This window comes from Bradyrhizobium sp. 40, from assembly GCF_023100925.1.
Classification (GTDB): Bacteria; Pseudomonadota; Alphaproteobacteria; order Rhizobiales; family Xanthobacteraceae; genus Bradyrhizobium.
Genome location: NZ_CP064688.1, coordinates 118,851 through 142,707 on the forward strand (window position 1 = coordinate 118,851; position 23,857 = coordinate 142,707).

Annotated in this window: 25 protein-coding genes; 11 read left to right on the forward strand and 14 right to left on the reverse strand. The window is 63.7% G+C overall.

Annotated elements, in window-relative coordinates; translation table 11 throughout:
* Positions 1–145 precede the first annotated feature (145 nt).
* Genes IVB40_RS00595 through sdhC form a run of 4 tightly spaced genes read right to left on the reverse strand, consistent with a single transcriptional unit; the run spans position 146 to position 3,621 of the window.
* Positions 146–928 (reverse strand): succinate dehydrogenase iron-sulfur subunit, encoded by a 783-nt coding sequence (locus tag IVB40_RS00595; protein WP_247817834.1) that lies wholly within the window; start codon positions 926–928, stop codon positions 146–148.
* Positions 929–970: 42 nt separating this feature from the next.
* A complete protein-coding gene (sdhA, locus tag IVB40_RS00600; RefSeq protein ID WP_247400591.1) occupies positions 971–2,806 on the reverse strand; it encodes a succinate dehydrogenase flavoprotein subunit in 1,836 nt (611 codons plus the stop codon).
* Between the two features lie 3 nt (positions 2,807–2,809).
* On the reverse strand, positions 2,810–3,226 hold the full coding sequence (gene sdhD, locus IVB40_RS00605) for a succinate dehydrogenase, hydrophobic membrane anchor protein (RefSeq protein WP_007598776.1): 417 nt from the start codon (positions 3,224–3,226) through the stop codon (positions 2,810–2,812).
* Positions 3,223–3,621 (reverse strand): succinate dehydrogenase, cytochrome b556 subunit, encoded by a 399-nt coding sequence (sdhC, locus tag IVB40_RS00610; RefSeq protein WP_027566353.1) that lies wholly within the window; start codon positions 3,619–3,621, stop codon positions 3,223–3,225. The genes sdhD and sdhC overlap by 4 nt, the downstream gene beginning before the upstream one ends.
* 517 nt (positions 3,622–4,138) lie before the next feature.
* Between sdhC and IVB40_RS00615 the strand changes: the two genes are divergently transcribed.
* Complete coding sequence (locus IVB40_RS00615) at positions 4,139–4,999, forward strand: sulfite exporter TauE/SafE family protein (RefSeq protein WP_247817835.1); 861 nt, start codon at positions 4,139–4,141, stop codon at positions 4,997–4,999.
* Positions 5,000–5,125: 126 nt separating this feature from the next.
* Here the strand turns inward: IVB40_RS00615 and IVB40_RS00620 are convergent, their stop codons facing one another.
* Positions 5,126–6,655 (reverse strand): malonyl-CoA synthase, encoded by a 1,530-nt coding sequence (locus IVB40_RS00620; protein WP_247817836.1) that lies wholly within the window; start codon positions 6,653–6,655, stop codon positions 5,126–5,128.
* Positions 6,656–6,768: 113 nt separating this feature from the next.
* On the opposite strand from IVB40_RS00620, the gene IVB40_RS00625 reads away from it, so the two are divergent.
* The 4 genes from IVB40_RS00625 to IVB40_RS00640 all read left to right on the forward strand — a co-directional run bounded on the left by IVB40_RS00625 (position 6,769) and on the right by IVB40_RS00640 (position 9,996).
* The gene (locus IVB40_RS00625; RefSeq protein ID WP_247817837.1) at positions 6,769–7,530 is read left to right on the forward strand and encodes an SDR family NAD(P)-dependent oxidoreductase; all 762 of its coding nucleotides are present in this window, start codon (positions 6,769–6,771) and stop codon (positions 7,528–7,530) included.
* 301 nt (positions 7,531–7,831) lie between these two features.
* Positions 7,832–8,386, forward strand: coding sequence for a fasciclin domain-containing protein (locus IVB40_RS00630; RefSeq protein WP_027566357.1), 555 nt, complete (start codon positions 7,832–7,834; stop codon positions 8,384–8,386).
* A gap of 182 nt (positions 8,387–8,568) precedes the next feature.
* A complete protein-coding gene (locus IVB40_RS00635; protein ID WP_247358199.1) occupies positions 8,569–9,198 on the forward strand; it encodes a cytochrome b/b6 domain-containing protein in 630 nt (209 codons plus the stop codon).
* A gap of 15 nt (positions 9,199–9,213) precedes the next feature.
* Entirely contained in the window at positions 9,214–9,996 is a 783-nt protein-coding gene (locus IVB40_RS00640; protein WP_247817838.1) for a molybdopterin-dependent oxidoreductase, read from the forward strand.
* Positions 9,997–10,133: 137 nt separating this feature from the next.
* Here IVB40_RS00640 and IVB40_RS00645 read toward each other — a convergent pair whose 3' ends face one another.
* Positions 10,134–11,324, reverse strand: coding sequence for a YbfB/YjiJ family MFS transporter (locus tag IVB40_RS00645; protein WP_247817839.1), 1,191 nt, complete (start codon positions 11,322–11,324; stop codon positions 10,134–10,136).
* A gap of 131 nt (positions 11,325–11,455) precedes the next feature.
* On the opposite strand from IVB40_RS00645, the gene leuB reads away from it, so the two are divergent.
* Positions 11,456–12,568 (forward strand): 3-isopropylmalate dehydrogenase, encoded by a 1,113-nt coding sequence (gene leuB / locus IVB40_RS00650; RefSeq protein ID WP_247817840.1) that lies wholly within the window; start codon positions 11,456–11,458, stop codon positions 12,566–12,568.
* Positions 12,569–12,687: 119 nt separating this feature from the next.
* Here leuB and IVB40_RS00655 read toward each other — a convergent pair whose 3' ends face one another.
* Positions 12,688–13,074: a hypothetical protein gene (locus IVB40_RS00655; RefSeq protein WP_027566362.1), complete on the reverse strand. Its 387-nt coding sequence runs from the start codon at positions 13,072–13,074 to the stop codon at positions 12,688–12,690.
* Positions 13,075–13,230: 156 nt separating this feature from the next.
* Positions 13,231–14,019 (reverse strand): hypothetical protein, encoded by a 789-nt coding sequence (locus tag IVB40_RS00660; RefSeq protein ID WP_247817841.1) that lies wholly within the window; start codon positions 14,017–14,019, stop codon positions 13,231–13,233.
* 116 nt (positions 14,020–14,135) lie between these two features.
* Between IVB40_RS00660 and IVB40_RS00665 the strand changes: the two genes are divergently transcribed.
* Positions 14,136–15,170 carry an aspartate-semialdehyde dehydrogenase gene (locus tag IVB40_RS00665; protein WP_027566364.1) on the forward strand — a complete coding sequence of 345 codons (1,035 nt, stop codon included), beginning with the start codon at positions 14,136–14,138 and terminating at the stop codon, positions 15,168–15,170.
* Between the two features lie 115 nt (positions 15,171–15,285).
* Here the strand turns inward: IVB40_RS00665 and IVB40_RS00670 are convergent, their stop codons facing one another.
* Positions 15,286–15,930, reverse strand: a complete 645-nt coding sequence (locus IVB40_RS00670; protein WP_027566365.1) for a carbonic anhydrase — start codon at positions 15,928–15,930, stop codon at positions 15,286–15,288.
* Positions 15,931–16,041: 111 nt separating this feature from the next.
* Between IVB40_RS00670 and IVB40_RS00675 the strand changes: the two genes are divergently transcribed.
* Entirely contained in the window at positions 16,042–16,923 is an 882-nt protein-coding gene (locus IVB40_RS00675) for a CoA ester lyase (RefSeq protein ID WP_247817842.1), read from the forward strand.
* An 89-nt stretch (positions 16,924–17,012) separates the two neighbouring features.
* Here the strand turns inward: IVB40_RS00675 and IVB40_RS00680 are convergent, their stop codons facing one another.
* Positions 17,013–17,984: an AraC family transcriptional regulator gene (locus tag IVB40_RS00680; protein WP_247817843.1), complete on the reverse strand. Its 972-nt coding sequence runs from the start codon at positions 17,982–17,984 to the stop codon at positions 17,013–17,015.
* Positions 17,985–18,507: 523 nt separating this feature from the next.
* On the opposite strand from IVB40_RS00680, the gene IVB40_RS00685 reads away from it, so the two are divergent.
* On the forward strand, positions 18,508–20,184 hold the full coding sequence (locus IVB40_RS00685; RefSeq protein WP_247817844.1) for a PAS domain-containing methyl-accepting chemotaxis protein: 1,677 nt from the start codon (positions 18,508–18,510) through the stop codon (positions 20,182–20,184).
* A gap of 129 nt (positions 20,185–20,313) precedes the next feature.
* On the opposite strand, the gene IVB40_RS00690 is transcribed toward IVB40_RS00685, so the two are convergent.
* The 4 genes from IVB40_RS00690 to IVB40_RS00705 all read right to left on the reverse strand — a co-directional run bounded on the left by IVB40_RS00690 (position 20,314) and on the right by IVB40_RS00705 (position 22,967).
* Positions 20,314–20,733, reverse strand: a complete 420-nt coding sequence (locus IVB40_RS00690) for a hypothetical protein (RefSeq protein ID WP_027566369.1) — start codon at positions 20,731–20,733, stop codon at positions 20,314–20,316.
* A gap of 271 nt (positions 20,734–21,004) precedes the next feature.
* Positions 21,005–21,790 (reverse strand): hypothetical protein, encoded by a 786-nt coding sequence (locus tag IVB40_RS00695; protein WP_247817845.1) that lies wholly within the window; start codon positions 21,788–21,790, stop codon positions 21,005–21,007.
* A gap of 80 nt (positions 21,791–21,870) precedes the next feature.
* Positions 21,871–22,476 carry a 3-isopropylmalate dehydratase small subunit gene (gene leuD, locus IVB40_RS00700; protein ID WP_247439366.1) on the reverse strand — a complete coding sequence of 202 codons (606 nt, stop codon included), beginning with the start codon at positions 22,474–22,476 and terminating at the stop codon, positions 21,871–21,873.
* Positions 22,477–22,565: 89 nt separating this feature from the next.
* The gene (locus tag IVB40_RS00705; protein WP_247284941.1) at positions 22,566–22,967 is read right to left on the reverse strand and encodes a metallopeptidase family protein; all 402 of its coding nucleotides are present in this window, start codon (positions 22,965–22,967) and stop codon (positions 22,566–22,568) included.
* A gap of 155 nt (positions 22,968–23,122) precedes the next feature.
* Here IVB40_RS00705 and IVB40_RS00710 point away from each other — a divergent pair, with 155 nt between their 5' ends.
* Positions 23,123–23,404 carry a hypothetical protein gene (locus IVB40_RS00710; protein ID WP_247819639.1) on the forward strand — a complete coding sequence of 94 codons (282 nt, stop codon included), beginning with the start codon at positions 23,123–23,125 and terminating at the stop codon, positions 23,402–23,404.
* A 41-nt stretch (positions 23,405–23,445) separates the two neighbouring features.
* Complete coding sequence (locus tag IVB40_RS00715) at positions 23,446–23,703, forward strand: hypothetical protein (protein ID WP_027514972.1); 258 nt, start codon at positions 23,446–23,448, stop codon at positions 23,701–23,703.
* The last annotated feature ends 154 nt before the right edge of the window (positions 23,704–23,857 follow it).

A 23,857-nucleotide genomic window follows, 5' to 3' on the forward strand; every position in this document is an offset into this window, starting at 1 on the left:
CGGGAAGGAAGCGGCTTGTAGCGGGAACCAGAGGTTGCAACCTGCCGGCCTGCTCGTGCAGGGGCGGAGGCAAAATCTGCTCGAATACGCGCCCGCCGTAGAATGCCCCGGCCATTCCGGCCGGGGATCGCAGCATAAGTGACGCCTAGATCTGGCGCTCGACCATCTTGAGCTTGAGCTCTGCGATGGCTTCCGCCGGGTTGAGGCCCTTCGGGCAGGCTTTGGCGCAGTTCATGATGGTGTGGCAGCGATAGAGGCGGAACGGATCCTCGAGATTGTCGAGCCGCTCGCCGGTGGCTTCATCCCGCGAATCCGACACCCAGCGGTTGGCCTGCAGCAGCGCGGCGGGACCGAGATAGCGCTCGCTGTTCCACCAATAGCTCGGGCACGAGGTCGAGCAGCAGGCGCAGAGGATGCACTCGTAGAGCCCGTCGAGCTTCTCGCGGTCCTCGTGGCTCTGCTTCCATTCCTTCTGCGGCGTCGGCGAGGTCGTCTTCAGCCACGGCTCGACCGAAGCGTACTGCGCGTAGAAATTGGTGAGGTCGGGGATGAGGTCCTTCACGACAGGCTGGTGCGGCAGCGGATTGATCTTCACCGCGCCGTCCTTCACGTCGTGCATCGAGCGGGTGCAGGCCAGTGTGTTCTGGCCGTCGATGTTCATCGCGCAGGAGCCGCAGACGCCTTCGCGGCAGGAGCGGCGGAAGGTCAGCGACGGGTCGATGTTGTTCTTGATCCAGATCAGGCCGTCCAGCACCATCGGCCCGCAATCATGGGTGTCGACGTAATAGGTGTCGACGCTGGGATTCTTGCCGTCGTCCGGGTTCCAGCGATAGACGCGGAATTCACGAGTTTCAGTCGCGCCCGAGGGCTTCGGCCAGGTCTTGCCGCCTGAAATCTTGGAGTTCTTCGGAAGTGCGAATTCAACCATTTCGATAAAGCTTTCGCTGTTCGTTCAGTACACGCGCGCCGTTTAGTAAACGCGAGCTTTCGGCGGGATGTACTGGACGTCGTTGGTCATGGTGTAGTCGTGAACCGGGCGGTACTCGATCTTGACCTTGCCGGAATCTTCCAGCCAGGCGAGCGTGTGCTTCATCCAGTTCTTGTCGTCGCGCTCGGAGAAGTCCTCGCGGGCATGTGCGCCGCGGCTCTCGGTGCGGTTGGCGGCCGAGTTCATCGTCACCACCGCCTGCGCGATCAGATTGTCGAATTCGAGCGTCTCGATCAGGTCGGAATTCCACACCAGCGAGCGGTCGGACACGGCGATGTCGGTGATGCCGCTGTGGACCTTCTCGATCAGATTCTGGCCTTCGCTCAGGATGTCGCCGGTGCGGAACACCGCGCAATTGTTCTGCATCACGTGCTGCATGCCTTCACGCAGCTTCGCGGTCGGCGTGCCGCCGGAGGCGTAGCGGTAGTGGTCGAGCCGGCCGAGCGCCAGATCCGACGAGTTCGCCGGCAATTCCGGCTGGCTGGCGTTTGGCGTGAGCTTCTCGGCGAGGCGCAGCGCAGCGGCGCGGCCGAACACGACGAGGTCGATCAGCGAGTTGGAGCCGAGGCGGTTGGCGCCGTGCACGGAGACGCAGGCGGCCTCGCCGATCGCCATCAGGCCCGGGATGATGGCGTTGTCGTCGCCGTCCTTCTTGGTCAGGACCTCGCCGTGATAGTTCGTCGGGATACCGCCCATGTTGTAGTGCACGGTCGGCACGATCGGGATCGGTTCGCGCGTCACGTCGACATTGGCGAAGATCTTTGCGGATTCCGAGATGCCCGGCAGGCGTTCGGCCAGCACCGCGGGATCGAGATGGTCGAGATGAAGGAAGATGTGGTCCTTCTTCTTGCCGACGCCGCGCCCCTCCCGGATCTCGATGGTCATCGCGCGCGAGACGACGTCACGCGAAGCCAGATCCTTGGCGGAGGGCGCATAGCGCTCCATGAAGCGCTCGCCCTCGGAGTTGACGAGATAACCGCCTTCGCCGCGCGCGCCTTCGGTGACGAGACAGCCCGAGCCGTAGATCCCGGTCGGGTGAAACTGCACGAACTCCATGTCCTGCATCGGCAGGCCGGCGCGCAGCACCATGCCGCCGCCATCGCCGGTGCAGGTGTGCGCCGAGGTGCAGGACGCATAGGCGCGGCCATAGCCGCCGGTCGCCAGGATAACGGTCTGGGCGCGGAAGCGGTGCAGCGTGCCGTCGTCGAGCTTGAGCGCGATGACGCCGCGGCAGGTGCCCTGGTCGTCCATGATCAGGTCGATGGCGAAGAACTCGATGAAGAACTCGGCCGCGTGGCGCAGCGACTGGCCGTACATCGTATGCAGCATGGCATGGCCGGTGCGGTCGGCGGCGGCGCAGGTGCGCTGCGCCTGGCCCTTGCCGTAGTCCATCGTCATGCCGCCGAACGGACGCTGATAGATCTTGCCGTCTTCGGTGCGCGAGAACGGCACGCCCCAGTGCTCGAGCTCGTAGACCGCCTCGGGCGCGTTGCGCACCATGTATTCGATCGCATCCTGGTCGCCCAGCCAGTCCGACCCCTTCACGGTGTCGTACATGTGCCAGCGCCAGTCGTCCTTGTGCATGTTGCCGAGCGACGCCGAGATGCCGCCCTGCGCCGCGACGGTGTGCGAGCGGGTCGGAAACACTTTGGTGATGCAGGCGGTCCGAAGACCGGCTTCGCTGCAGCCGACCACGGCGCGCAGGCCCGCGCCGCCGGCGCCGACCACGACGACATCATAGGTGTGGTCTTCGATCGGATAGGCTTTGCCGTTGGTGGCGGGAGCGCCGTTGCCCTTGCCATTGGTCTCTGTGGCCATGGGTTAGACTCCGGAGGAAAGTTTCAGGATCGCGTAGGTCGAGGCGAGCGCCACGGCGAACGAGAAGAAGTTGTTGAGCATGATCGAGATGAGCTTGAGCTTCTCGTTATGGATGTAGTCCTCGATCACGACCTGCATGCCGATCTTCATGTGCCAGGCACTGGCGAAGATGAAGAGCAGCAGGATCACCGCGATCGGCAGCGAGCCGAGGATCTGCGCGGCGCCGGCCTGGTTGCGGCCGAGCAGCATCATCACGATCACGATCACGGGGATCATCAGCAGCGTCATCGCGACGCCGGTGATGCGCTGGCGCCAGAAATCGGACGTGCCCGAATGCGCAGCGCCAAGATTGCGCACGCGGCCGAGCGGGGTGCGCATGGAGGAGCCCTTCGGAGCGCCGTGGGATTCGTCGAAACTCATCGGCCGCCTCCGATCGCGTAGGCGATGATCCAGACGAGGACCGTGAGCACGATGCCGCCGATCAACGCGCCCCAGGTCAACGCTTCGCGCTCATTGGCCTTGAAGCCGTAGCCGAGGTCCCAGACGAAATGCCGGATGCCGCTGAGCATGTGGTGCATCAGCGCCCAGGTGTAGCCGAACACGATCAGCCGGCCGATGATGCTGCCGGTGAAGGCCTGGACGTGGCCATAGGCGGCAGGGCCGGAGGCCGCCGCAATCAGCCACCAGGCCAGCAGCAGCGTTCCGGCGTAGAGGGCAATTCCGGTGGCGCGATGGACGATGGAAAGCGCCATCGTCAGCGTCCAGCGGTAGACTTGCATGTGCGGCGAAAGCGGTCGTTCGATCCGTGCGGTCATGGGCTTCGATTGCTTTATTGCGGCCCAGCATGGGCGCGCGGGGATCGCGAAAGGTCGGCTCTATTTACGGAGTCGATTTCACCTGCGCAATCACCAAATCGCCATAGATCGAACTTGGGTTCAGCTCTAGGCCCTTGATGTAACAAGGCCAATCGGCGGCTTGGTATACCAGGGCCATGGCGCACCGGCTAAAGAACGAACACAAATTCATGCCTTGCCGCAGAGCTGCGGCGCATTGAAATTACTATTGGAACGGCTCTAAGCCGCCGCAGGCCAACCAGGGTTCGAACCAGTCATCCAAGACGTTCGAACCGGCAGGGCTGATCGGCGAGCAATCTTCAATTTCCGCGAAGCGCACCGATTTTTCGCGAGACGGGCGGATATGCGCAACCTGCATCCCACCCCAGACCGCCGATGCGGCGGTCGACCCGGCAAATCAGATCGCCTAGAGCATTGCGGGCAGCTGTCCGAGCGATGCATCGGAGAAGTTGCGACCCACCGCCGGGGCAGGTCAGGGGTGATTGCAGGACTCGATATCAAGGAGATCGTCGAGCTCGCGCTGTTGCTGATCGCAACCGGCGCGCTCTCCGGATTCCTGGCCGGCGTGTTCGGCATCGGCGGCGGCGCGATTCTGGTGCCGGTGTTCTACGAGTGCTTCCGCATCGCCGGTGTGCCGCTCGAGGTGCGCATGCCGCTCTGCATCGGCACTTCGCTCGCCGTGATCATCCCGACCTCGATCCGTTCGTTCCAGGCGCACTACAGACGCGGCGCCGTCGATCTTGCGATCCTTCGGGTCTGGTGGCTGCCGATCCTGGTCGGCGTCGTCGCCGGCAGCGTGGTCGCGCGCTACGCACCGGAGCGGCTGTTCAAGATCGTGTTCGTCACCGTCGCCTGGTCGGCCGCGGTACGGCTGATCTTCGCGCGCGAGAGCTGGAAGCTCGGCGATGATTTACCGAAGGGGCCGCTGATGCGATTCTACGGCTTCTGCGTCGGCATTTTGTCGACGCTGATGGGCATCGGCGGTGGATTGTTTTCGAATCTGCTGATGACGTTCTACGGCCGTCCGATCCATCAGGCCGTGGCGACATCGTCGGCGCTCGCGGTGCTAATCTCGATCCCCGGCGCGCTCGGCTACATCTATGCCGGCTGGCCTGCGGCCGCGCACTATCCCGACGTTGCAGCCCTGCAAGTCCCATTCGCGCTTGGCTACGTCTCCCTGATCGGCGCCGTGCTGGTGATGCCGATGAGCCTTGTGACAGCACCGCTCGGTGTGAAGGCTGCGCATGCAATGTCGAAGCGGACGCTGGAGGTCGCGTTCGGGTGCTATCTGTTCATCGTCGGCAGCCGGTTTGTGATGAGTTTGTTAGGCGGACAGTGACCGCCCCAAACTCCGTCATTGCGAGCGAAGCGAGGCAATCCAGGGGTCTTTCTGCGGCGGCACTCTGGAATGCTTCGTCGCAAGAGCTCCTCGCAATGACGACGAGAGTGCTGCGAAACACAGCCCCTATTTCTTCGCGTAAAGATCCTTGTACGTATCGCGCAGCACGTTCTTCTGCACCTTGCCCATGGTGTTGCGCGGCAGCTCGTCGACGACGAAGACGCGCTTGGGCATCTTGAACTTCGCCAGCCGGCCGTCGAGCGCCTTCAGCACCGCGGCCTCGGTCACATCCGCGCCCTTGTTGCAGACCAGCACGGCCGTGACGCCCTCGCCGAAATCGGCGTGGGGCACGCCGATCACGGCGGATTCGATCACGCCGGGCATGGCGTCGATCTCGCTCTCGATTTCCTTCGGGTAGACGTTGAACCCGCCCGAGATGACGAGATCCTTGCCGCGGCCGAGAATGTGGACGTAACCCTTGGCGTCGATCTTGCCGAGGTCGCCGGTGATGAAGAAGCCGTCGTCGCGGAATTCCGCCTTGGTCTTCTCCGGCATGCGCCAATAGCCTTTAAACACGTTGGGGCCCTTGACCTCGATCATGCCGATTTCATCACGGGGCAGCTCCTTGCCGGTCTCAGGATCGGTGACGCGCACGGAAACGCCGGGGAGCGGAAAGCCGACTGCGCCGGGCACGCGCTCGCCGTCATAGGGATTCGACGTGTTCATGTTGGTCTCGGTCATGCCGTAGCGCTCGAGCACGGCATGCCCCGTGCGCGCCGACCATTCGCGATGGGTTTCGGCGAGCAGCGGCGCCGAGCCCGAGATGAACAGCCGCATGTGCTTTGTGGTTTCGCGCGACAGCGCAGCGTTCTGGAGCAGGCGGGTATAGAACGTCGGCACGCCCATCAGCACCGTAGCGCGCGCCATCAGCTTGATGATCAGATCGGGGTCGAGCTTCGGCAGGAAGATCATCGACGCGCGCGCGAACAGCGTCACGTTGGTCGCCACGAACAGGCCGTGGGTGTGATAGATCGGCAGCGCGTGGATCAGCACGTCCTTGTCGGTGAAGCGCCAGAATCCGACGAGCGAGAGCGAGTTCGACGCCAGATTGTCGTGGGTCAGCATCGCGCCCTTGGAGCGGCCGGTGGTGCCCGACGTGTAGAGGATCGCGGCGAGATCGTCGTTTGCGCGCGACACCGTGGTGAATTCGCTGCTCGCCTTGTCGGCGGCGTCCGTCAGCGAGCCCTTGCCGTCAGGCCCGAGCGTCTCGATTTTCGCCTTCACCTTGGCGGCGATCGGGGCAAGCCCGTCCGCCTTGGAGGGATCGCAGACCACCAGCGAGGGTTCGGCATCGCCGATGAAATAGTCGAGCTCGTTCAGCGTATAGGCGGTGTTGAGCGGCAGGTAGACTGCGCCGGCCCGCACGGTGGCCAGATACAGCACGATGTTGGCCACGGATTTCTCGACCTGAACCGCAACGCGGTCGCCCGGCTTCACACCGCGCGCGACCAGCACATTGGCCATTTGCCCGGCCCGGGCGATCAGGTCGCCATAGCTGATGCGCCCTCCGTCATGCGTCTCGATCGCGAGGCGCTTCGGATCGTCCAGGCCGTCGAACAGGCGGGAAAACAAATTGGCGTTGGCAGCTTGGTTCATGCAAGATTTCCTCGACCGCAAGGCTTGACCACAAGTCTCGTCAGACAAGGCCGGTCAAAACCGAGGGCTGGATTAGCAAAAACCGCCCCGATGAAGCAACGGAGACAGTTTGCATGACCAAAAACGGGAAACGCGTGGCCTGGGTGACAGGCGGGGGCAGCGGGATCGGAGAGGCCGGCGCCGAGGCGCTGGCGGCCGACGGCTGGACGGTGGTGGTCTCGGGCCGGCGCAAGGACGCCCTGGATACCGTGGTCGCGAAAATCACTGGGGCGGGCGGAGCCGCCGAGGCCATCGCGCTGGACGTGTCGGTTGCCGCCGAAGCCCAGAAGGCGGCCGATCAAATCGTCGCGAGGCACGGCCGGATCGACCTGCTGGTGAACAATGCCGGCATCAATGTCCCCAAGCGCAGCTGGAAGGACATGGAGCTGGAGGGCTGGGACCAGCTGGTCCAGGTCAATCTCAACGGCGTGCTCTATTGCATGCGCGCGGTGCTGCCGACGATGCGCAAGCAGCAGGACGGCTCCATCATCAACGTCTCGTCCTGGGCCGGCCGCCACGTCTCGAAAATGCCGGGCCCGGCCTACACCACGACCAAGCATGCGGTGCTGGCGCTGACCCATTCCTTCAACATGGACGAATGCGTCAACGGCCTGCGCGCCTGCTGCCTGATGCCGGGCGAGGTGGCGACCCCGATCCTGAAGCTGCGCCCGGTGGTGCCAAGCGAGGAGGAGCAGGCCAGGATGCTGCAATCCGAAGATCTCGGCCGCACCATCGCGTTCATCGCGAGCATGCCGGCGCGAGTGTGCATCAACGAACTGCTGATCAGCCCGACGCATAATCGCGGGTTCATTCAGACGCCGCACACCAGGGATTGAGCGGCAGGTAGATCGTCGAGGCTCGTCATTGCGAGCGAAGCGATGCAATCCAGCGGTGCATCCGCGGTGGCGGCCTGGATTGCTTCGTCGCTTCGCTCCTCGCAATGACGCCCCCTCACGAACACACCCGCACTTAGTTTCACCCATCACAAAGAAGTTTTGTTCGAAACCGCTTCGCAAAACCTCCCGTAATTCGAGCCAACGACGTCGCTGCTGCTTCACGCTCACAGGTCGCAGCCACCGTTGTTGCCCAACTCGAACGCCGGCAATCGCCGGTCACAATCCAATCGGGAGACCCTCCATGTCGAAGCGTATTGCCTATCTCACCGCTGCAGCTTTCAGCGCGCTGGCCATCACCGCGACCGTCGTCGCGCCCGCCCGCGCCGAGGAAAAGACCGTCATGGTCGGCGGCGCCGCGATGTTCCCGTCCAAGAACATCGTCCAGAACGCCGTCAACTCGAAGGACCACACCACGCTGGTGGCGGCGGTGAAGGCAGCCGGCCTGGTGCCGACGCTGGAAGGCAAGGGCCCGTTCACGGTGTTCGCGCCGACCAACGCCGCCTTCGGCAAGCTGCCGGCCGGCACCGTCGATACCCTGGTCAAGCCTGAGAACAAGGCGACGCTGACCAAGATTCTCACCTATCATGTGGTGCCCGGCAAGCTCGAGGCTTCCGACCTCACCGACGGCAAGAAGATGAAGACCGCCGAAGGCGAGGAGCTGACGGTCAAGAAGCAGGACGGCAAGGTCTGGATCGTCGACGCCAAGGGCGGCACCTCGATGGTGACGATCTCCAACGTCAACCAGTCCAACGGCGTGATCCATGTGGTCGACACCGTGCTGATGCCGGCGACCTAACACCGCGCGGCCCGGCTTCATCCCCGAACCGGATGCGACGAAATGGCGAGCCGGGGGTCCCCGGCTCGCTTTATTGTGACCATGATAGCCCGCCGGTATCGATTCGATGCCGGGCAGGGCGTAACGAAAGCGGAAGCATCGGCGTATAATTGCTGTCAGACGATGTTCAGGACGGAACCGCCATGTCGAGCCTCACAGTCACCGACGAGCAGGTCAGCACCACCCCGGCCAAAGTGATCCAACCGGCCTGGGTCCGGGTCATGCACTGGGTCAACGCCCTCGCCATGATCCTGATGATCCTGTCGGGCTGGCAAATCTACAACGCCTCGCCGCTGTTCGGTTTCAGCTTTCCGCGCGACTACACGCTCGGCGGCTGGCTCGGTGGCGGCCTGCTCTGGCACTTTGCGGCGATGTGGCTGTTGATGATCAACGGCCTTGCCTATCTCGTCACCGGTTTTGCCACCGGCCGCTTCCGGAAAAAACTGCTGCCGATCACCCCGTCCGGCGTGCTCCACGATGTCAGGGCTGCGCTGACCTTCAAGCTCGGCCATGCCGATCTCACCGTCTACAATTACGTGCAGCGCGTGCTCTATGCCGGCATCATCCTGGTCGGCGTGATCATCGTGCTGTCGGGGCTGGGAATGTGGAAGCCGGTGCAGCTGCACTGGCTCGTGTCCCTGTTCGGCGACTATCCGACCGCGCGCTATATCCATTTCTTCTGCATGGCCGCGATCTGCGCGTTCCTCGTCATTCACGTTTTACTCGCGCTGCTGGTGCCGAAGAGCCTGCGCGCGATGATCATCGGCCGCTAGAGCGGAGTAAGAACCATGGCCAAGCGCTCATTCCTGATTCCCGGCGTCGACAAGCGGCTGCTGATCAAGGATTCCATCAAGACGATGCCCGAGGTCAGCCGCCGCCGCTTCATCGCGGGCGGCGCCAGCCTCGGCGCACTGACGCTGCTCACCGGCTGCAACGTGATCGACTCGTCCTCCGCCGAGGAGATGCTGAAGTCGGTTTCGAAATTCAACGATGCCGTGCAGGCTTTCATCTTCAATCCCGACGCGCTGGCGCCGACGTTTCCCGAGAGCGCGATCACAAAACCGTTTCCGTTCAACGCCTATTACGATCTCGACGACGCGCCTGACGTCGATGGTGCCGACTGGAAGCTCGAAGTCCGCGGCCTTGTCGACAACAAGAAGTCGTGGACGCTTCCGGAATTGTACAAGCTCCCGCAGGTCACGCAGATCACCCGTCACATCTGCGTCGAGGGCTGGAGCGCGATCGGCAGCTGGACCGGCACGCCGATGCGCGACTTCCTCAAGGTGATCGGCGCCGACACCCGTGCAAAGTACGTCTGGTTCCAGTGCGCCGACAAGGACGGCTACAATTCACCGCTCGACATGCGCACCGCGCTGCATCCGCAGACCCAGATGACGTTCAAATACGCCGGCGAAATCCTGCCGCGCGCGTATGGGTTTCCAATGAAGATCCGCGTGCCGACAAAACTCGGCTTCAAGAACCCGAAATACGTGGTGTCGATGGAAGTCACCAACGACTACAAGGGCGGCTATTGGGAAGACCAGGGGTACAATTCGTTCAGCGGGAGCTAGCTGTTGTCGCCCCGGCGAAGGCCGGGACCCATATCGCGAGGTCTATCGATTTTCGCTAGATGCCAATTCCGAACGACCAGTCTTCGCCAAATGCTCCCTGTGGTTATGGGTCCCGGCCTGCGCCGGGACGACACTTGTTATGAGGCCGGCCCCACCTTCCGCTGGCACAGCGCCGCAACCGCGCCCAGCGCCAGCAGCGCCGCCGAGACGTTCAGCGCGTAACTCAAGCTCCCCAGTGCGTCCGTGATCGCGCCGACCACGATCGGGCCGAGCGTCTGGCCGACGCCGAACGAGATCGTCATCGCCGCGATCGCGGTCGGCCACACCTCGGGCGGATAGTTGAAGCGGACGAAGGCGGTGGTCGAGCCGACCACGGCGAAGAACGCGACGCCGAACACGACGGCCGACACCGCGAGCCATGCCGGCGAATGCCCGAGCATCGGCAGGGCGGCGCCGAGCGCGTTGGTGCCGAGGATGATGGCGGTGGCCAATCCGCCGCGATCGAGCGCGAGCACGCGGCGCCAGGCCCACGGCGTGACGAAGGCGCTCAAGCCGATCAGGCTCCAGAACGCGGCCTGCGCCGCGGCCCCGCCGCCGCCGTCGCGCACATAGGCGATCATGAAAGTCATGTAGGCGATGTAGCCCGCGCCAAAGAGGAAGTAGCCGGCGAGATAGATCAGCACCGGAAAAATGGCGAAGGCGCCGTGGCTGCCTTGCGAGAAACGCACGCCGCTCTCGATGCGGACCAGGAACAGCGGCACGGTCATGACGAGGGACAGCAGTGTCATCGCCCACCACACTATCCACCACGAGCCCGGCCCGAAATATTGCAGCGTGAACGGGGCGATCAGGCCCGATGCGAGAATGCCGATGCCGGGCCCGGCATAGAACAGGCTGAGCAGGAAATTCGCCCGCTCCGGGCGCGACTGCGCGATGGATGCGGCCAGCGCGCCGCCGGCGACGAAACCGGCCGCGGCGCCAACGCCCAGCACGAGACGCGCCAGGCTCAGCGCAACGAAATTCCCGGTCAGCGCGCAAGTCGCGAGCGCGGCGACGCAGGCCAGGGTTCCGCCGCGGATCGCGGCCGACCAGCCGACGCGCTGGATCAGCCGGGACGCCACAAGGGCGCCCGCGAGGTAGCCGACGGCGTTGATGGTGTTCATGAAACCGGCCGCCGAGTAGGACCAGCCGAGGTCCTCCCGCATGTCGGGGAGCACCAGCGAATAGGCGAAGCGGCCGATACCCAGCCCAACTGTCGCAGCCAGCGACAGGGTCAGGATCAACCGTGCGGGGTGGGCATCGGGTGGAGGGCGGTCAGGTGCGTGCAAGGCGTACTCCGGCATGCGCAGTGTGGCAGGCCCTGCCCGCCTTGCACAGAACCGAAGCGGCAATGGTGTCTTGCCAAGCACGCATCGCCGCTCTAGCACTCCGGCCGAAATCGACCTCAGAGGAAACGACCATGGCGACCCACAAACTGCTGCTGCTTCCCGGCGACGGTATCGGCCCCGAGGTGATGGGCGAGGTGAAGCGGCTGATCGACTGGCTCAGTTCGGCGGAGATCGCCAAGTTCGAGACCGACACCGGCCTCGTTGGCGGTTCGGCCTATGACGCACACAAGGTGTCGATCTCGGAAGGCGACATGGCCAAGGCCAAGGATGCCGACGCGATCATCTTCGGCGCGGTCGGCGGTCCCAAATGGGACGCGGTGCCCTACGAGGTGCGCCCCGAAGCCGGCCTGCTGCGCCTGCGCAAGGATCTCGGTCTGTTCGCCAACCTCCGTCCCGCGGTCTGCTACCCGGCGCTCGCGGAGGCCTCCAGCCTGAAGCGCGAGGCGGTCGAGGGCCTCGACATCATGATCGTGCGCGAGCTCACCGGCGGCGTCTATTTCGGCGAGCCCAAGACCATCACCGATCTCGGCAACGGCCAGAAGCGCGCCATCGATACCCAGGTCTACGACACCTATGAGATCGAGCGCATCGGCCGCGTCGCCTTCGAGCTTGCGAAGAAGCGCAAGAACAAGGTGACGTCGATGGAGAAGCGCAACGTCATGAAGTCGGGCGTGCTCTGGAACGAGGTCATGACCCAGGTCCACAAGCGCGAATATCCCGACGTCACGCTCGAGCACCAGCTCGCCGATTCCGGCGGCATGATGCTGGTGAAATGGCCGAAGCAGTTCGACGTCATCGTCACCGACAATCTGTTCGGTGACATGCTGTCCGACATCGCTGCGATGCTGACGGGATCGCTCGGCATGCTGCCCTCGGCCTCGCTCGGCGAGGTCGACGTCAAGAGCAAGAAGCGCAAGGCGCTGTACGAGCCCGTGCACGGCTCGGCTCCTGATATCGCAGGCCAGGGCCTCGCCAATCCGATCGCGATGATCTCGTCGTTCGGCATGGCGCTACGCTACTCCTTCGACATGGGCGCGCTCGCCGACAAGGTCGACGCCGCGATCGCCGCGGTGCTGGCCAGCGGCCTGCGCACCGCCGACATCAAGTCGGAAGGCACCATTGCCGCCTCGACCACGCAGATGGGCGAAGCGATCCTGAAGGAATTGCAGAGGCTGCACGCCTGACGGCGAGCGCAGTGTTTGTAGGGTGGGCAAAGCGAAGCGTGCCCACCCGACAAGGTCTCTTCAAAACAAAAATGGCCGGGCGCGAGCCCGGCCATTTTGATTCGGTCGATAATTCCGCCTCAGTACAGCGGGAAATTCTGCGGATAGCCGCCAACATCCTGCGGCGTACTCAGCGGCTGGCGATCGATCGGGCGGTTGAGATTTTCGCGCGCGAAGGTCGGATAGCCCACCGCCGGCGGAAAGGCATAGTCGGAGAACTTGCGGTCGCCCGGATTGACCTCGGTGCCGCCGTCGAGCCAGGAGCGCTTGCTCACATAGATGCGAGTGCGGCCCTGCTGGTAGCTCGCATTGGGGCCGCTCGGGCCGTAATAGTGACGGCCGCTGTCATAGCGCTGCTTCTTGGTGTCGGCCGAGGCGGGTGTCGCGAAGGCTGAGGACATGGCAATCACGGCGCCGGCCGCAAGCCACATCGCCAGTTTGTTCGCGGCAGAGAAATTCGAGCTCATCACGTCCCCTTCAGGCGGCAAGCCGCCAATCAATTTCACCCTCATACTAACCCGGCCGGGGCGGCTGCAACTAGGTCTATTGGGTCACACCAGCGCTGAATAATCGTGCGCGCCGGCAAAAGTTGCATGGATACAGCCACTTGAGCTTGATGCCGGTCAGAGCGCGCCGCGCAATTGCGCATTGGCGGCGCCGAGCAGCCAGTCCGACGTGCCCGGGAGCGTGCAGGGGCGGCGCTTCAGCTCCGCATGTGCGAACAATTCGGCCAGCCTCGGCTCGTTGCCCGAGGTCAGCAGCGTCAGCCGGTTCAGCGTGCAGGCGATCGCGGCGCGCCGGGCGGGCGGGCTGTCGCCCTGGCAGGAGAATCCGGAGATCTGGAGCGCCGGCTCCTCGCTGCGCTTGAGGTAGCCGAGGCAGGCCCGCGCGCCCTCCGCCGTGCCGGTCGGCTGGAATAGCGCGACGGGGCCGAATTTCGTGTCGATCAGGCCGGCTTGCTCCAGCGGGGTCGCGGTGCCCAGTCCCATCCGGACGGCCAGATCGGCGGCGGCCGGACGGGTGACGTCGAATTCGCCGCCCTCGCGATAGATTTCGAGCTCGGCCATGGCCTTGTCCGCCTCGCCCGCCCACCGCATCACGTCCCTGCGGCCGCCTTCGGGGTGCCTCAAGATAGTGTAAGAGGCTGTTTTTTCTGACGAATCGAGCCGGCTGAGGGCGAAGGCCGGAGGCGAGCGGTCGGCCACGGCCCAACCCGGCTTCAGCGCCGGATCGTCGTCGCGCAAGTTTGGCAGCTGGCCGAGTGCCGCAAGCCCGAGGATGGCAAACAGCACCAAAGCCCCCACATAGGCGAACAGGCGCGCCAGCGTGCCGACGACCTCGTCGGCGAAGGCTGCAAGCGCCAGATGGATCTGGGTGGGGTTTGTGGCCGTGCTGGCCTCAGGTGACTGCATCCACGTCCCTAAGGCATGGTCCAACGTTGTCTTGAGGCCGGTTCTCGCATAGAAGCGCTGCTCTTCCTGTTTAAGCCTCAGCTTCAGGAAAGAGCTTTTTCGTCGGAGAGTGAACGATGGGTTACAAAGTCGCAGTCGTCGGCGCGACCGGCAATGTCGGACGGGAAATGCTCAACATTTTGGATGAGCGCAAATTCCCCGCGGACGAGGTGGTGGCCCTGGCCTCACGCCGCAGCATGGGCGTCGAGGTCTCCTACGGCGACCGCACGCTGAAGGTCAAAGCGCTCGAGCATTATGACTTCTCCGACGTCGACATCTGCCTGATGTCGGCCGGCGGCGAGGTGTCGAAGGAATGGTCGCCGAAGATCGGCGCCGCCGGCACCGTCGTGATCGACAATTCCTCGGCCTGGCGCATGGATCCGGACGTGCCGTTGATCGTGCCGGAAGTGAATGCGGACGCCACCGCGGGCTTCAAGAAGAAGTACATCATCGCCAACCCGAACTGCTCGACCGCGCAGCTCGTGGTCGCGCTCAAGCCCTTGCACGACAAGGCGACGATCAAGCGCGTCGTGGTCTCGACCTATCAATCGGTGTCGGGCGCCGGCAAGGACGCGATGGACGAATTGTTCTCGCAGACCAAGGCCGTCTACACCAACCAGGAGCTGGTCAATAAGAAGTTTCCCGCGCGCATCGCCTTCAACGTCATCCCCCAGATCGACGTCTTCATGGAGGACGGCTACACCAAGGAAGAGTGGAAGATGATGGCGGAGACCAAGAAGATTCTTGATCCCAAGATCAAGCTCTCCGCGACCTGCGTGCGCGTGCCTGTCTTCGTCGGCCATTCCGAGGCCGTCAACATCGAGTTCGAGAACCCGATCAGCGTGGACGAAGCGCGCGACATCCTGCGCAAGGCGCCGGGCTGCCTCGTCATCGACAAGCATGAGCCCGGCGGCTACGCCACGCCGTATGAAGCCGCCGGCGAGGACGCCACCTATATCAGCCGTATCCGCGAGGACGCGACGGTGGAGAATGGTCTCGTGCTGTGGTGCGTATCGGATAATCTACGCAAGGGCGCCGCGCTCAATGCCATCCAGATCGCGGAAGTCCTGATCAACCGCAAGCTGATCAGCGCGAAGAAGAAGGCGGCGTAAGCCGTGCTGCCGTAGGGTGGGCAAAGGCGCGAAGCGCCGTGCCCACCATCTCTCCACGATCGCGATAGAAGTGGTGGGCACGTTACGCTTTGCCCACCCTACAAGAGCTGCGGACCTACGCCACGCTTCGCGCGTTCCTGAATTCCTTCGCCGCCTTGTCCAGCACGAACAGCGATCCCTCCGCGACGCCGAAATAGGCGCCGTGGGTCTGCATCTGACCGCTCTCGACCGCCTTCTGCACGAACGGGAAGGTCATCAGGTTTTCCAGGCTGCGGAACACCGCGGCCTTCTCGATGCGCTCGACGAATTGCGCCATGGTCTCGTGGTCGCGCTGCTCCACCACTTCGCCAGGCTTGATGAACATCTGCATCCATTTGCCGATGAAGTCGCCGGGCGTGAGCGGCTCGATCTTGTCGACGAAAGCACGGATGCCGCCGCACTGGGCGTGCCCGAGCACCACGATGTGCTTCACCTTCAGCACCGTCACGGCATACTCCAGCGCCGCCGAGACGCCATGCGCGTTGCCGTCGGGCTGATACACCGGCACCAGATTGGCGATGTTGCGGACCACAAAGAGTTCGCCCGGCCCGACGTCGAAGATCACCTCGGGCGAGACGCGGCTGTCGCAACAGCCGATCACCATGACTTCAGGGAATTGCCCCTTCACCGACAGCTCGCGATAGCGGGTCTGCTCGGTCGGCAGCCGCTGGGTGGCGAAGGCCTTGTAGCCTTCCAGCAAATGCTCTGGGAATGTGGTCATGGCCTATGCCTAATCATATACCGCTGGGACGAACAAGCCTTTCGAATAGGCAGGCTAGGTGCTATCGGCTTCGGTCGGAAGTGAGACGAGGAAAACGGAAGGAACGCTTGCATGACCCGCCCGCGCCGCAGCCATCTGTTCATGCCCGCCTCCAACCCCCGCGCGCTGGAAAAGGCGCGTAATCTCGCTGCCGACGGCCTGATCCTCGATCTGGAAGACTCCGTCGCGCCCGACGCCAAGGCGGTGGCGCGCGACGGCATCGCGGCCGCAATCGCAGCCAAAGGTTTCGGCAAGCGCGAGATCCTGATCCGGACCAACGGCCTCGACACGCCCTGGTGGGCCGACGATGTCGCGATGGCGGCGAAGGCCTCCCCGGACGGCATTCTGGTTCCAAAGGTTTCAAGCGTCGAAGACCTCGACACGATCGGCCGCCGTCTCGCCGAGCTCGGCGCGGCGCCGACCGTAAAAGTCTGGGCCATGATCGAGACCGCACGCGCGGTGCTGCATGCGGAGGAACTGGCCGCGGCCGGGCGCGATCCAGCGCGGCGGCTGTCAGGCTTCGTGTTCGGCCCGAACGACATTTCGCGCGAGACGCGGATCAAGATGCTGCCGGGCCGCGCCGCGATGATCCCGATGATCACCCATTGCATTCTGGCAACGCGCGCCCACGGCCTCGAAATCCTCGACGGGCCCTACAGCGACATCGCCAATTCCGACGGGTTCGCCACCGAATGCGCGCAGGGCCGCGATCTCGGTTTTGACGGCAAGACGCTGATTCACCCCTCGCAGATCGAAGCCTGCAACGCGATCTTCACCCCGCCCGAAGAGGAAGTCGCGCGCGCGCGAAAGATCATCGCCGCGTTCGAGCTGCCGGAGAACGTCTCGCGCGGCGCGATCCGTCTCGATGGCGCCATGGTGGAGCGCCTGCACGCCGACATGGCGCGGCGCACGATCGAGATCGCGGATGCGATTGCGGCGATGGGCAAGGGCTGAGGGACGTCACCTGCGCGCTGCTGACTTCGACATGATGCTCGCGGCTTGCGGCCGCGCTTTGCTGTGAATCCAGGAACTGCGTCGTCGCGTCACTGTCTCCGTCTCGCATTCTTCAGCGTTTCGGATGGCAGCTCACCGACCGCTCGCCGATATTCCGATGCAAAGCGGCCAAGATTTTGAAAGCCACATTTGAACGCGACGGCAACGACGCTGGTCTGCTCATCCGGATGTCGCAAGAGCTCCGTCGCCCGCTGAAGCCGGAAGCGTCGCGCGCACTGGCCCGGTGATCCCCGCCCCGCCTCGGAGAATTCCCGATAAATCGTCCGCACGCTGACGTTGGCGATTGCGGCAATCTTCTCCAGATCGATTGGTTCGTCCCAATGAGCCTCGATGTAGGATTCGACGATGTCGATGACGGGCCGGTTGGCGCCCGGCGCCGGGCCCTGAAGCCGATCGGTGAAATTGTGCCGGTGCGCCAGAAGGATTCGAACCATCAACGCCCGCTCAAGTTCGCCGATGGCTATGGGTGAGTAGTCCTGGCCGAACCTGTCCAACTCCTCCGCAAATCTGAAGACGTCCTGACGAACATAAGTCATCACCGCCGGATCGGATTCGCCCGGGGCGAAACGCAGCTCCATGTCGCTATCATCGCCCAGGATTGTCTTTAGCAACCGCTCGAGTGCGGCGGCATCGATCCTCAGCACCAATTGGCGATAGCCCGGCGCAAACTTGAGGTCCAGCCTGGCGTCTCCGGAGATGATCGGACTGAAGGCCCCAATTGGCCCGCTGCTCCCTTTGGTGCTGAAGCTCGCAGCCCCTTGGATGGAGAAGAGCTGGCGGAGAACTTGCGATTCAGGAAAGGAGAGCGACGCCGCACCTTCGTAGCCGCAGAAGGCGAGGCCGATTGATTGCAAGCGAGCAAAATTGGCCTGGATACCGAACTCGCGGCCATGCTTGTCGAAACGGTCTGCGCCATATTCGGCGAATAGGCGGTCGCGCGCGAACTCGCTGTCGCGGGACTTAAGCAACGGATACCGGTCGAGATAGGAGACGGCGCCCAAATCAGAATCCTCTAAGGCTCAAATTACTGTATCGCCATTCGGGCGCTACCAATTGGGATTCCGTGGCATGACCCGCGGACGTCGTTGACGCTTGCCGGAGCGTGAACCTGCACGCGAAGTTCGAGCCGCTGCGACAAATTGTCTGGAGAGCCGACGCAATGCCTAAACGTTTTTCTTGCGCCAACGGATCACCCCGAGCCGAGGTGAGGGCGATCGATGCCGGCCCGTTGCCGAATACCGATAACGATCTTGGGCCGGCGTCCGCAATTCAGGCGCGATGGCCTCCTCGGCGTCTGAGCGAGGCTCGGGATGTCTCCGTCCGGCTATCGCTTTGGCAGAATCCGGCCATTGTGTCTTCGGTCGGACAAATGCCCTGATAATTCGATTCGTATACCTCCTTCATGTGCTGGGTCGCACAGCGGACACACAGTTGGTCCTCTCGAGATCCGAGCGAAACCATGAATGCTGCAATCGTTTGGAAGCGCATGCGCTGCAGGCGAAGCATCAATTTCGGAGCGATGAAATGTTCGGTCGTAAATCCCGCGTCGATGCACAAGCTCAGATTGAGGCAATCGGCCGCTCGCAAGCCATGATCGAATTCAATATTGATGGGACGATCATCACGGCCAATAAGAACTTTCTCGATGCGCTCGGCTATCGGCTCGACGAGATCCAGGGCAAGCATCACTCCATGTTCGTGCCGGCCGACCAGCGCGACAGCACCGAGTACAAGGCGTTCTGGGCTGCATTAAACAGTGGCAAGTATCAGGCGCGCGAGTTCAAGCGGATCGCGAAGGACGGCCGCGAGGTCTGGATCGAAGCATCCTACAATCCCGTGCTCGACGGCAACGGCAAGACGGTGACGGTCGCCAAGATTGCGATCGACATCACCGAGAAGAAGATCCGCAGCATGGCCGACGCTTCGAAGATCGCCGCCGTTGGCCGGGCCCAGGCCGTAGTCGAGTTCAAGCTCGACGGCACCATCGTCACTGCCAACGAGAATTTCTGCAAGGCGCTTGGCTATTCGTTGCCCGAAATCGAGGGCAAGCATCACAGCATGTTCATCGCCGAGGCCGAGCGCAACGGCACGGCCTATCGCGAGCTCTGGGCCAAGCTCAACCGCGGCGAATACCAGGCGGGCGAATTCAAGCGGATCGGCAAGGGCGGCCGCGAGGTCTGGATCCTCGCCTCCTACAATCCGCTACTCGACGAGAACGGCAAGCCGTTCGGTGTCGCCAAGTTCGCGACCGACGTCACGGCGGAGAAGCTGAAGAATGCCGACCTTGCGGGCCAGATCGCGGCCATCGAGAAGGCCCAGGCCGTGATCGAGTTCAACATGGACGGCACGATCGTCACCGCGAACGAGAACTTCCTCGGCGCGCTCGGCTATTCGCTGGCGGAGATCAAGGGCAAGCACCACAGCACGTTCGTCGAGCCGTCGGAGCGCGATGGCAATGGCTATCGCGAGTTCTGGGCGGCGCTCAATCGCGGCCAGTACCAGGCGGCTGAATACAAGCGCATCGGCAAGGGCGGCAGGGAGGTCTACATCCAGGCGTCCTACAACCCGATCATGGATCTCAACGGCAAGCCGTTCAAGGTCGTGAAATATGCGACCGACGTCACGAAGCAGGTGCTGGTCCGCATGGGCAACGAGCGCGTCCGCGGCATGATGGAATCGGTCGCCGCGGGTTCGGAGGAATTGAATGCCTCGGTGCGGGAGATCTCCGAGGCCATGACCAAGTCGCGCCAGACTGCCAGCAGTGCGGTCGATCAGGTCGCCGCCGCCGACGCCCAGGCGCAGCGCCTTACCGAAGCCGCGCTGGCGATGAGCGGGATCGTCGAGCTCATCAACAACATCACCGGGCAGATTAACCTCCTGGCCCTTAACGCCACCATCGAATCCGCCCGCGCCGGCGAAGCCGGTCGGGGCTTTGCGGTGGTGGCTTCAGAGGTCAAGAGCCTCGCCAACCAGGCCAAGCAGGCCACTGACAAGATCGGCGCCGAGATCGGCAGCCTCAACGGCATCTCCGGCGACGTCGTCACCGCCCTGGCCTCGATCAAGACGGCCATCAACAACGTCAGCGAATATGTGACGTCGACGGCCGCGGCCATCGAAGAGCAAAGCACCGTGACAAACGAGATGTCGACCAGCATGCAGCGCGCCGCAGCGGAAGCCGCGGCGATGGCCAGCAGTGCCTGATCTGCGCAGACCGCGTTGACGGTCTGTTACGGGATTTGGAAGGCCGGCAGTCGAGCGCCAGCCGGACGGCTGGCAGCCCTGGAGAGCGGCGCTATCCGTTCGCCCGCCGGCGCAGAAGATCTGCGTGCCTTAGCGATGCGCGTGATCCGCCCGATCGAGCGACTCCAGCGTCGACGCATTGGCGCAGAAGCCGTGGTAGTTCTGCACGGCGGTGCCGTCGGCTAGCTCGCGATCGCACTGACCCTTGTGGCTGCAAAGCGCGCAGACCCGCTCCATGTCGCGCAGCAGCAGCGGATGCGCGCGGCCGAGCCCTTCGGCGCTGATGCCGAGCTGCTCCAGCATCTTCGGCAATTCGTCGGCGGCGTGCTTGCCGTGGCGAACCAGCTCTTCGAGATCGTCAGGCGCGATCCGCAAGTCTTGCGCGATGCGATCGAAATCGGCGCGGTCGAGCTGCCGGATCTCGTTCAGCTCGCGGCGATGCTTCAGCCAACTTGCAAAGGACTCGATGAGGTCCTGGACAATGGGATAAGGCCTGGTTGCGGTGCTCATGCGAAGCTCCATTCGAACGGCGGAATTGGAGCGAGATTAGGCACAATGGTGCAGGTGCGCGTTGCGCTGGATCAAATAGCGATGAGGGAGCCCCGAGCTCCGCTGCACCTCTCCCGCTTGCGGGAGAGGTCGGCGCGCCCGGGCGATGCGAAGCATCGTTCCGCGCGCCGGGTGAGGGCTCTCTCGTCTAGGAGATTGTCCCGTTGCGTAGACACCCTCTCCCCAAACCTCTCCCGCAAGCGGGAGAGGGAGCGCACCCCTTGCGCGGCAGTCAGCCGAACCGCTCCGCCGCCCACGCATACAGGCTGCCCGGGATCGGTTTATCGCCGCCGCGGCCCTTGGGCGAGATGTGCAGGCCGATGATCTCGGGGGCGGTTACGAGGCCGAGATAGCTCGAGGGATCGAAGAACAGTTTCGGTTCGGCATGCACGGCGTAGAACGATTGCTTCGGCAAGGCGCAGTGCAGCTCGCCGGTGCGGCGCGCGAGCGCGGTGAGTGCCGCCGGCCCGAAGATCGCAACGCGGATGTCGGAGAGGCGGTTCGAGCCGCCGCGCAGGCGGCGCATCGCAAACGTGACGCGATGGCGCAGCGACAGCCAGTTCGGCGTCAGCTCCTCCTGCTCCATCAGCTCTTCGAAAGCGGCAACGATGCCGTGTTCGGGTGGAAGGTAGATCACGGAATTGCCGAGCTGGCGTGGCCGCTCCCACGCGAAATAGGGCTTTGCCGGATTGATCTCGACGGATTTGAGCAGCAGCACGTCGGCGTCGAGCCAGAGGCCGAGGCCCTTCGCCATCAGCTTCATGCGGAAGAAGTCGCTGAACTGAAGCGTGGTCCAGTCGCGCCAGCTGCCGTCCGGCCGCGGCGGCCGCAATCGTTCGGAGAACGCATGCGGCAGGATCGCCTCGGCGGCCGCATTGCCGACGCCTGCGGGCAGGCCGGGAATGGTGTCGAAACTGTAGACCGTGACCCTGTGGCCGGCAGCCAGCTGCGAGCGCAGACAGGTCTGACGCAGGGCGTCCATCGGGCCATGCCAGAAGGTGACGATGTCGGGCAGCATGGGCGGAGCTATACGGGATATCGAGGGCAAAGAAAAAGCCCCGGCGCTTGTAGCACCGGGGCTCAAACAAAAACTTGGGATCAGGCCCAGGCGCGTTCGCGCTTGAGCTTGTCCTCATAGGTGTCGATCGAGGCCTTCTTCTCCATCGTCAGGCCGATGTCGTCGAGACCGTTGATCAGGCAGTGCTTGCGGAACGGATCGATCTCGAACCTGACCTTGCCGCCGTCGGGACCGCGGATCTCCTGGTTCGGCAGGTCGATCGTCAGCGTCGCGTTGGCGCCGCGCTCGGCGTCGTCGAACAGCTTGTCGAGGTCTTCCTGGGCCACGCGGATCGGCAGAATGCCGTTCTTGAAGCAGTTGTTGTAGAAGATGTCGCCGAACGAGGTCGAGATCACGCAGCGGATGCCGAAGTCGAGCAGCGCCCAGGGCGCGTGCTCGCGGCTCGAGCCGCAGCCAAAATTGTCGCCGGCGACCAGCACCTTCGCGTTGCGATAGGCGGGCTGGTTGAGGACGAAATCCGGATTCTCGCTGCCGTCGTCCTTGTAGCGCTGCTCGGAGAAGAGCCCCTTGCCAAGGCCGGTGCGCTTGATGGTCTTGAGGTACTGCTTCGGAATGATCATGTCGGTGTCGACATTGATGATCTTCAGCGGCGCCGCGACGCCTTCCAGCGTGGTGAACTTGTCCATGGTTGCGATTTCCCGGGGTGGTCTAGGGAACCGGTATTTATCGCGATCGGCGCGGAAATCCTAGGCCGAATTCGGCAGATCTCGTCTGCCTAACCGGGCTCTTGAGCCTCGATCGCAGTCATATCGTCGTCCGACAGGCCGAAATGATGACCGATCTCGTGGATCAGGACGTGGCGGACGATATGGCCGAGGCTTTCGTCGTGCTCGGCCCAATAGTCCAGGATCGGCCGGCGGTAGAGCCAGACCATGTTGGGCAGCCGCGCCACGTCGCCAAAACTCTGCTGCGGCAGGCCGACGCCCTGGAACAGGCCGAGCAGGTCGAACTCGCTCTCGCATGCCATCTCGTCCAGGACTTCCTCGGTCGGGAAGTCGTCGACGCGGATGATCACGCCCTCGCACAGCCTTCGAAACTCCGCCGGCAGGCGTTCGAACACTTCGTGCGCCATCGCTTCCATCTCGGCCAGCGAGGGCGCTTTCAATTCCGTCCACATGGGCTTGTCATAGCGTGGGTTTCGCGGCGATGCATCCGGCTTTATAAGCGCGACGAGGTTGACGGGCGCCGTCAAAACGGGGAGCGTAGGGCCTCGAAGTGGACGTTCAAATGGGCGGAAAAATGCGAGCGAAAACAGCGCTGACGCTACTGTGCATGGGGTTGTTTTCGCAGTTTTGCGTTGGCGCGGAGGCCCAGACCGCGGCTCCCGGGATCAGGCTCGCCCAGGCGGCCTCGCGAGACGATCTCCCGCCGCCGCGCAAGCGGGCCCCGGCGCGCCTGCGCGTCACGCCCTATTACAGTCCGGATGGCGTCTATCCCCGTTACAATCCCGGTCCCGATGCGGTCCGCGAGTGCAACGCCACCTATGTGCAGGAATTTCGGCCGAGCGGCACGGTGATCGTGCCGCATATGAGCTGCTACTGGCGCCGGGGCTGATACGAGCGCGATGCCGTCGCGCGCCTGAGGCGGAGGTCTTCATGACGAGATGGTTCGCATTGGCGGTTGCCGTCGGGCTTGCCGCAGGCCTGCCTCACGCGTCCGCTGCGCACAGGGTGACGAAGCTGCCCGACGCGTCGGCCGGGCGCGCGGTGTTCGACGGGCGCCGACATGTGCGGTCCGACGTTGTGCGATACGCCCCGCGTCCTGATCCGCATTACTACGCGCGGCCTGTCTACTACCGTCCTTATCCTTACGGCGTGCCGGCACCGTTCGTGCTCGGCTTCGGGCCATGGTGACGACGTCGCGGCGCGACGCCGGGCCCGTCGTTCATTCATGAGGCATTCACGTCGCTGTCCCTAATTTAATCTTGGGAGCGACTGCCAATGAACAGGGATGACGCGCGCCGGGAGCGAGCGTCGCAACTCCGCTGTCCAGATTCAGGGAGAAGTC

Bases quoted from the DNA above. Each gene is read 5' to 3' on its own strand.
- IVB40_RS00595 (WP_247817834.1), bottom strand. From the start codon at position 928: ATGGTTGAATTCGCACTTCCGAAGAACTCCAAGATTTCAGGCGGCAAG.
- sdhA (WP_247400591.1), bottom strand. From the start codon at position 2,806: ATGGCCACAGAGACCAATGGCAAGGGCAACGGCGCTCCCGCCACCAAC.
- sdhD (WP_007598776.1), bottom strand. From the start codon at position 3,226: ATGAGTTTCGACGAATCCCACGGCGCTCCGAAGGGCTCCTCCATGCGC.
- sdhC (WP_027566353.1), bottom strand. From the start codon at position 3,621: ATGACCGCACGGATCGAACGACCGCTTTCGCCGCACATGCAAGTCTAC.
- IVB40_RS00620 (WP_247817836.1), bottom strand. From the start codon at position 6,655: ATGAACCAAGCTGCCAACGCCAATTTGTTTTCCCGCCTGTTCGACGGC.
- IVB40_RS00625 (WP_247817837.1), top strand. From the start codon at position 6,769: ATGACCAAAAACGGGAAACGCGTGGCCTGGGTGACAGGCGGGGGCAGC.
- IVB40_RS00630 (WP_027566357.1), top strand. From the start codon at position 7,832: ATGTCGAAGCGTATTGCCTATCTCACCGCTGCAGCTTTCAGCGCGCTG.
- IVB40_RS00635 (WP_247358199.1), top strand. From the start codon at position 8,569: ATGTCGAGCCTCACAGTCACCGACGAGCAGGTCAGCACCACCCCGGCC.
- IVB40_RS00640 (WP_247817838.1), top strand. From the start codon at position 9,214: ATGGCCAAGCGCTCATTCCTGATTCCCGGCGTCGACAAGCGGCTGCTG.
- leuB (WP_247817840.1), top strand. From the start codon at position 11,456: ATGGCGACCCACAAACTGCTGCTGCTTCCCGGCGACGGTATCGGCCCC.
- IVB40_RS00655 (WP_027566362.1), bottom strand. From the start codon at position 13,074: ATGAGCTCGAATTTCTCTGCCGCGAACAAACTGGCGATGTGGCTTGCG.
- IVB40_RS00660 (WP_247817841.1), bottom strand. From the start codon at position 14,019: ATGCAGTCACCTGAGGCCAGCACGGCCACAAACCCCACCCAGATCCAT.
- IVB40_RS00665 (WP_027566364.1), top strand. From the start codon at position 14,136: ATGGGTTACAAAGTCGCAGTCGTCGGCGCGACCGGCAATGTCGGACGG.
- IVB40_RS00670 (WP_027566365.1), bottom strand. From the start codon at position 15,930: ATGACCACATTCCCAGAGCATTTGCTGGAAGGCTACAAGGCCTTCGCC.
- IVB40_RS00675 (WP_247817842.1), top strand. From the start codon at position 16,042: ATGACCCGCCCGCGCCGCAGCCATCTGTTCATGCCCGCCTCCAACCCC.
- IVB40_RS00685 (WP_247817844.1), top strand. From the start codon at position 18,508: ATGTTCGGTCGTAAATCCCGCGTCGATGCACAAGCTCAGATTGAGGCA.
- IVB40_RS00690 (WP_027566369.1), bottom strand. From the start codon at position 20,733: ATGAGCACCGCAACCAGGCCTTATCCCATTGTCCAGGACCTCATCGAG.
- IVB40_RS00695 (WP_247817845.1), bottom strand. From the start codon at position 21,790: ATGCTGCCCGACATCGTCACCTTCTGGCATGGCCCGATGGACGCCCTG.
- leuD (WP_247439366.1), bottom strand. From the start codon at position 22,476: ATGGACAAGTTCACCACGCTGGAAGGCGTCGCGGCGCCGCTGAAGATC.
- IVB40_RS00705 (WP_247284941.1), bottom strand. From the start codon at position 22,967: ATGTGGACGGAATTGAAAGCGCCCTCGCTGGCCGAGATGGAAGCGATG.
- IVB40_RS00710 (WP_247819639.1), top strand. From the start codon at position 23,123: ATGGGGTTGTTTTCGCAGTTTTGCGTTGGCGCGGAGGCCCAGACCGCG.
- IVB40_RS00715 (WP_027514972.1), top strand. From the start codon at position 23,446: ATGACGAGATGGTTCGCATTGGCGGTTGCCGTCGGGCTTGCCGCAGGC.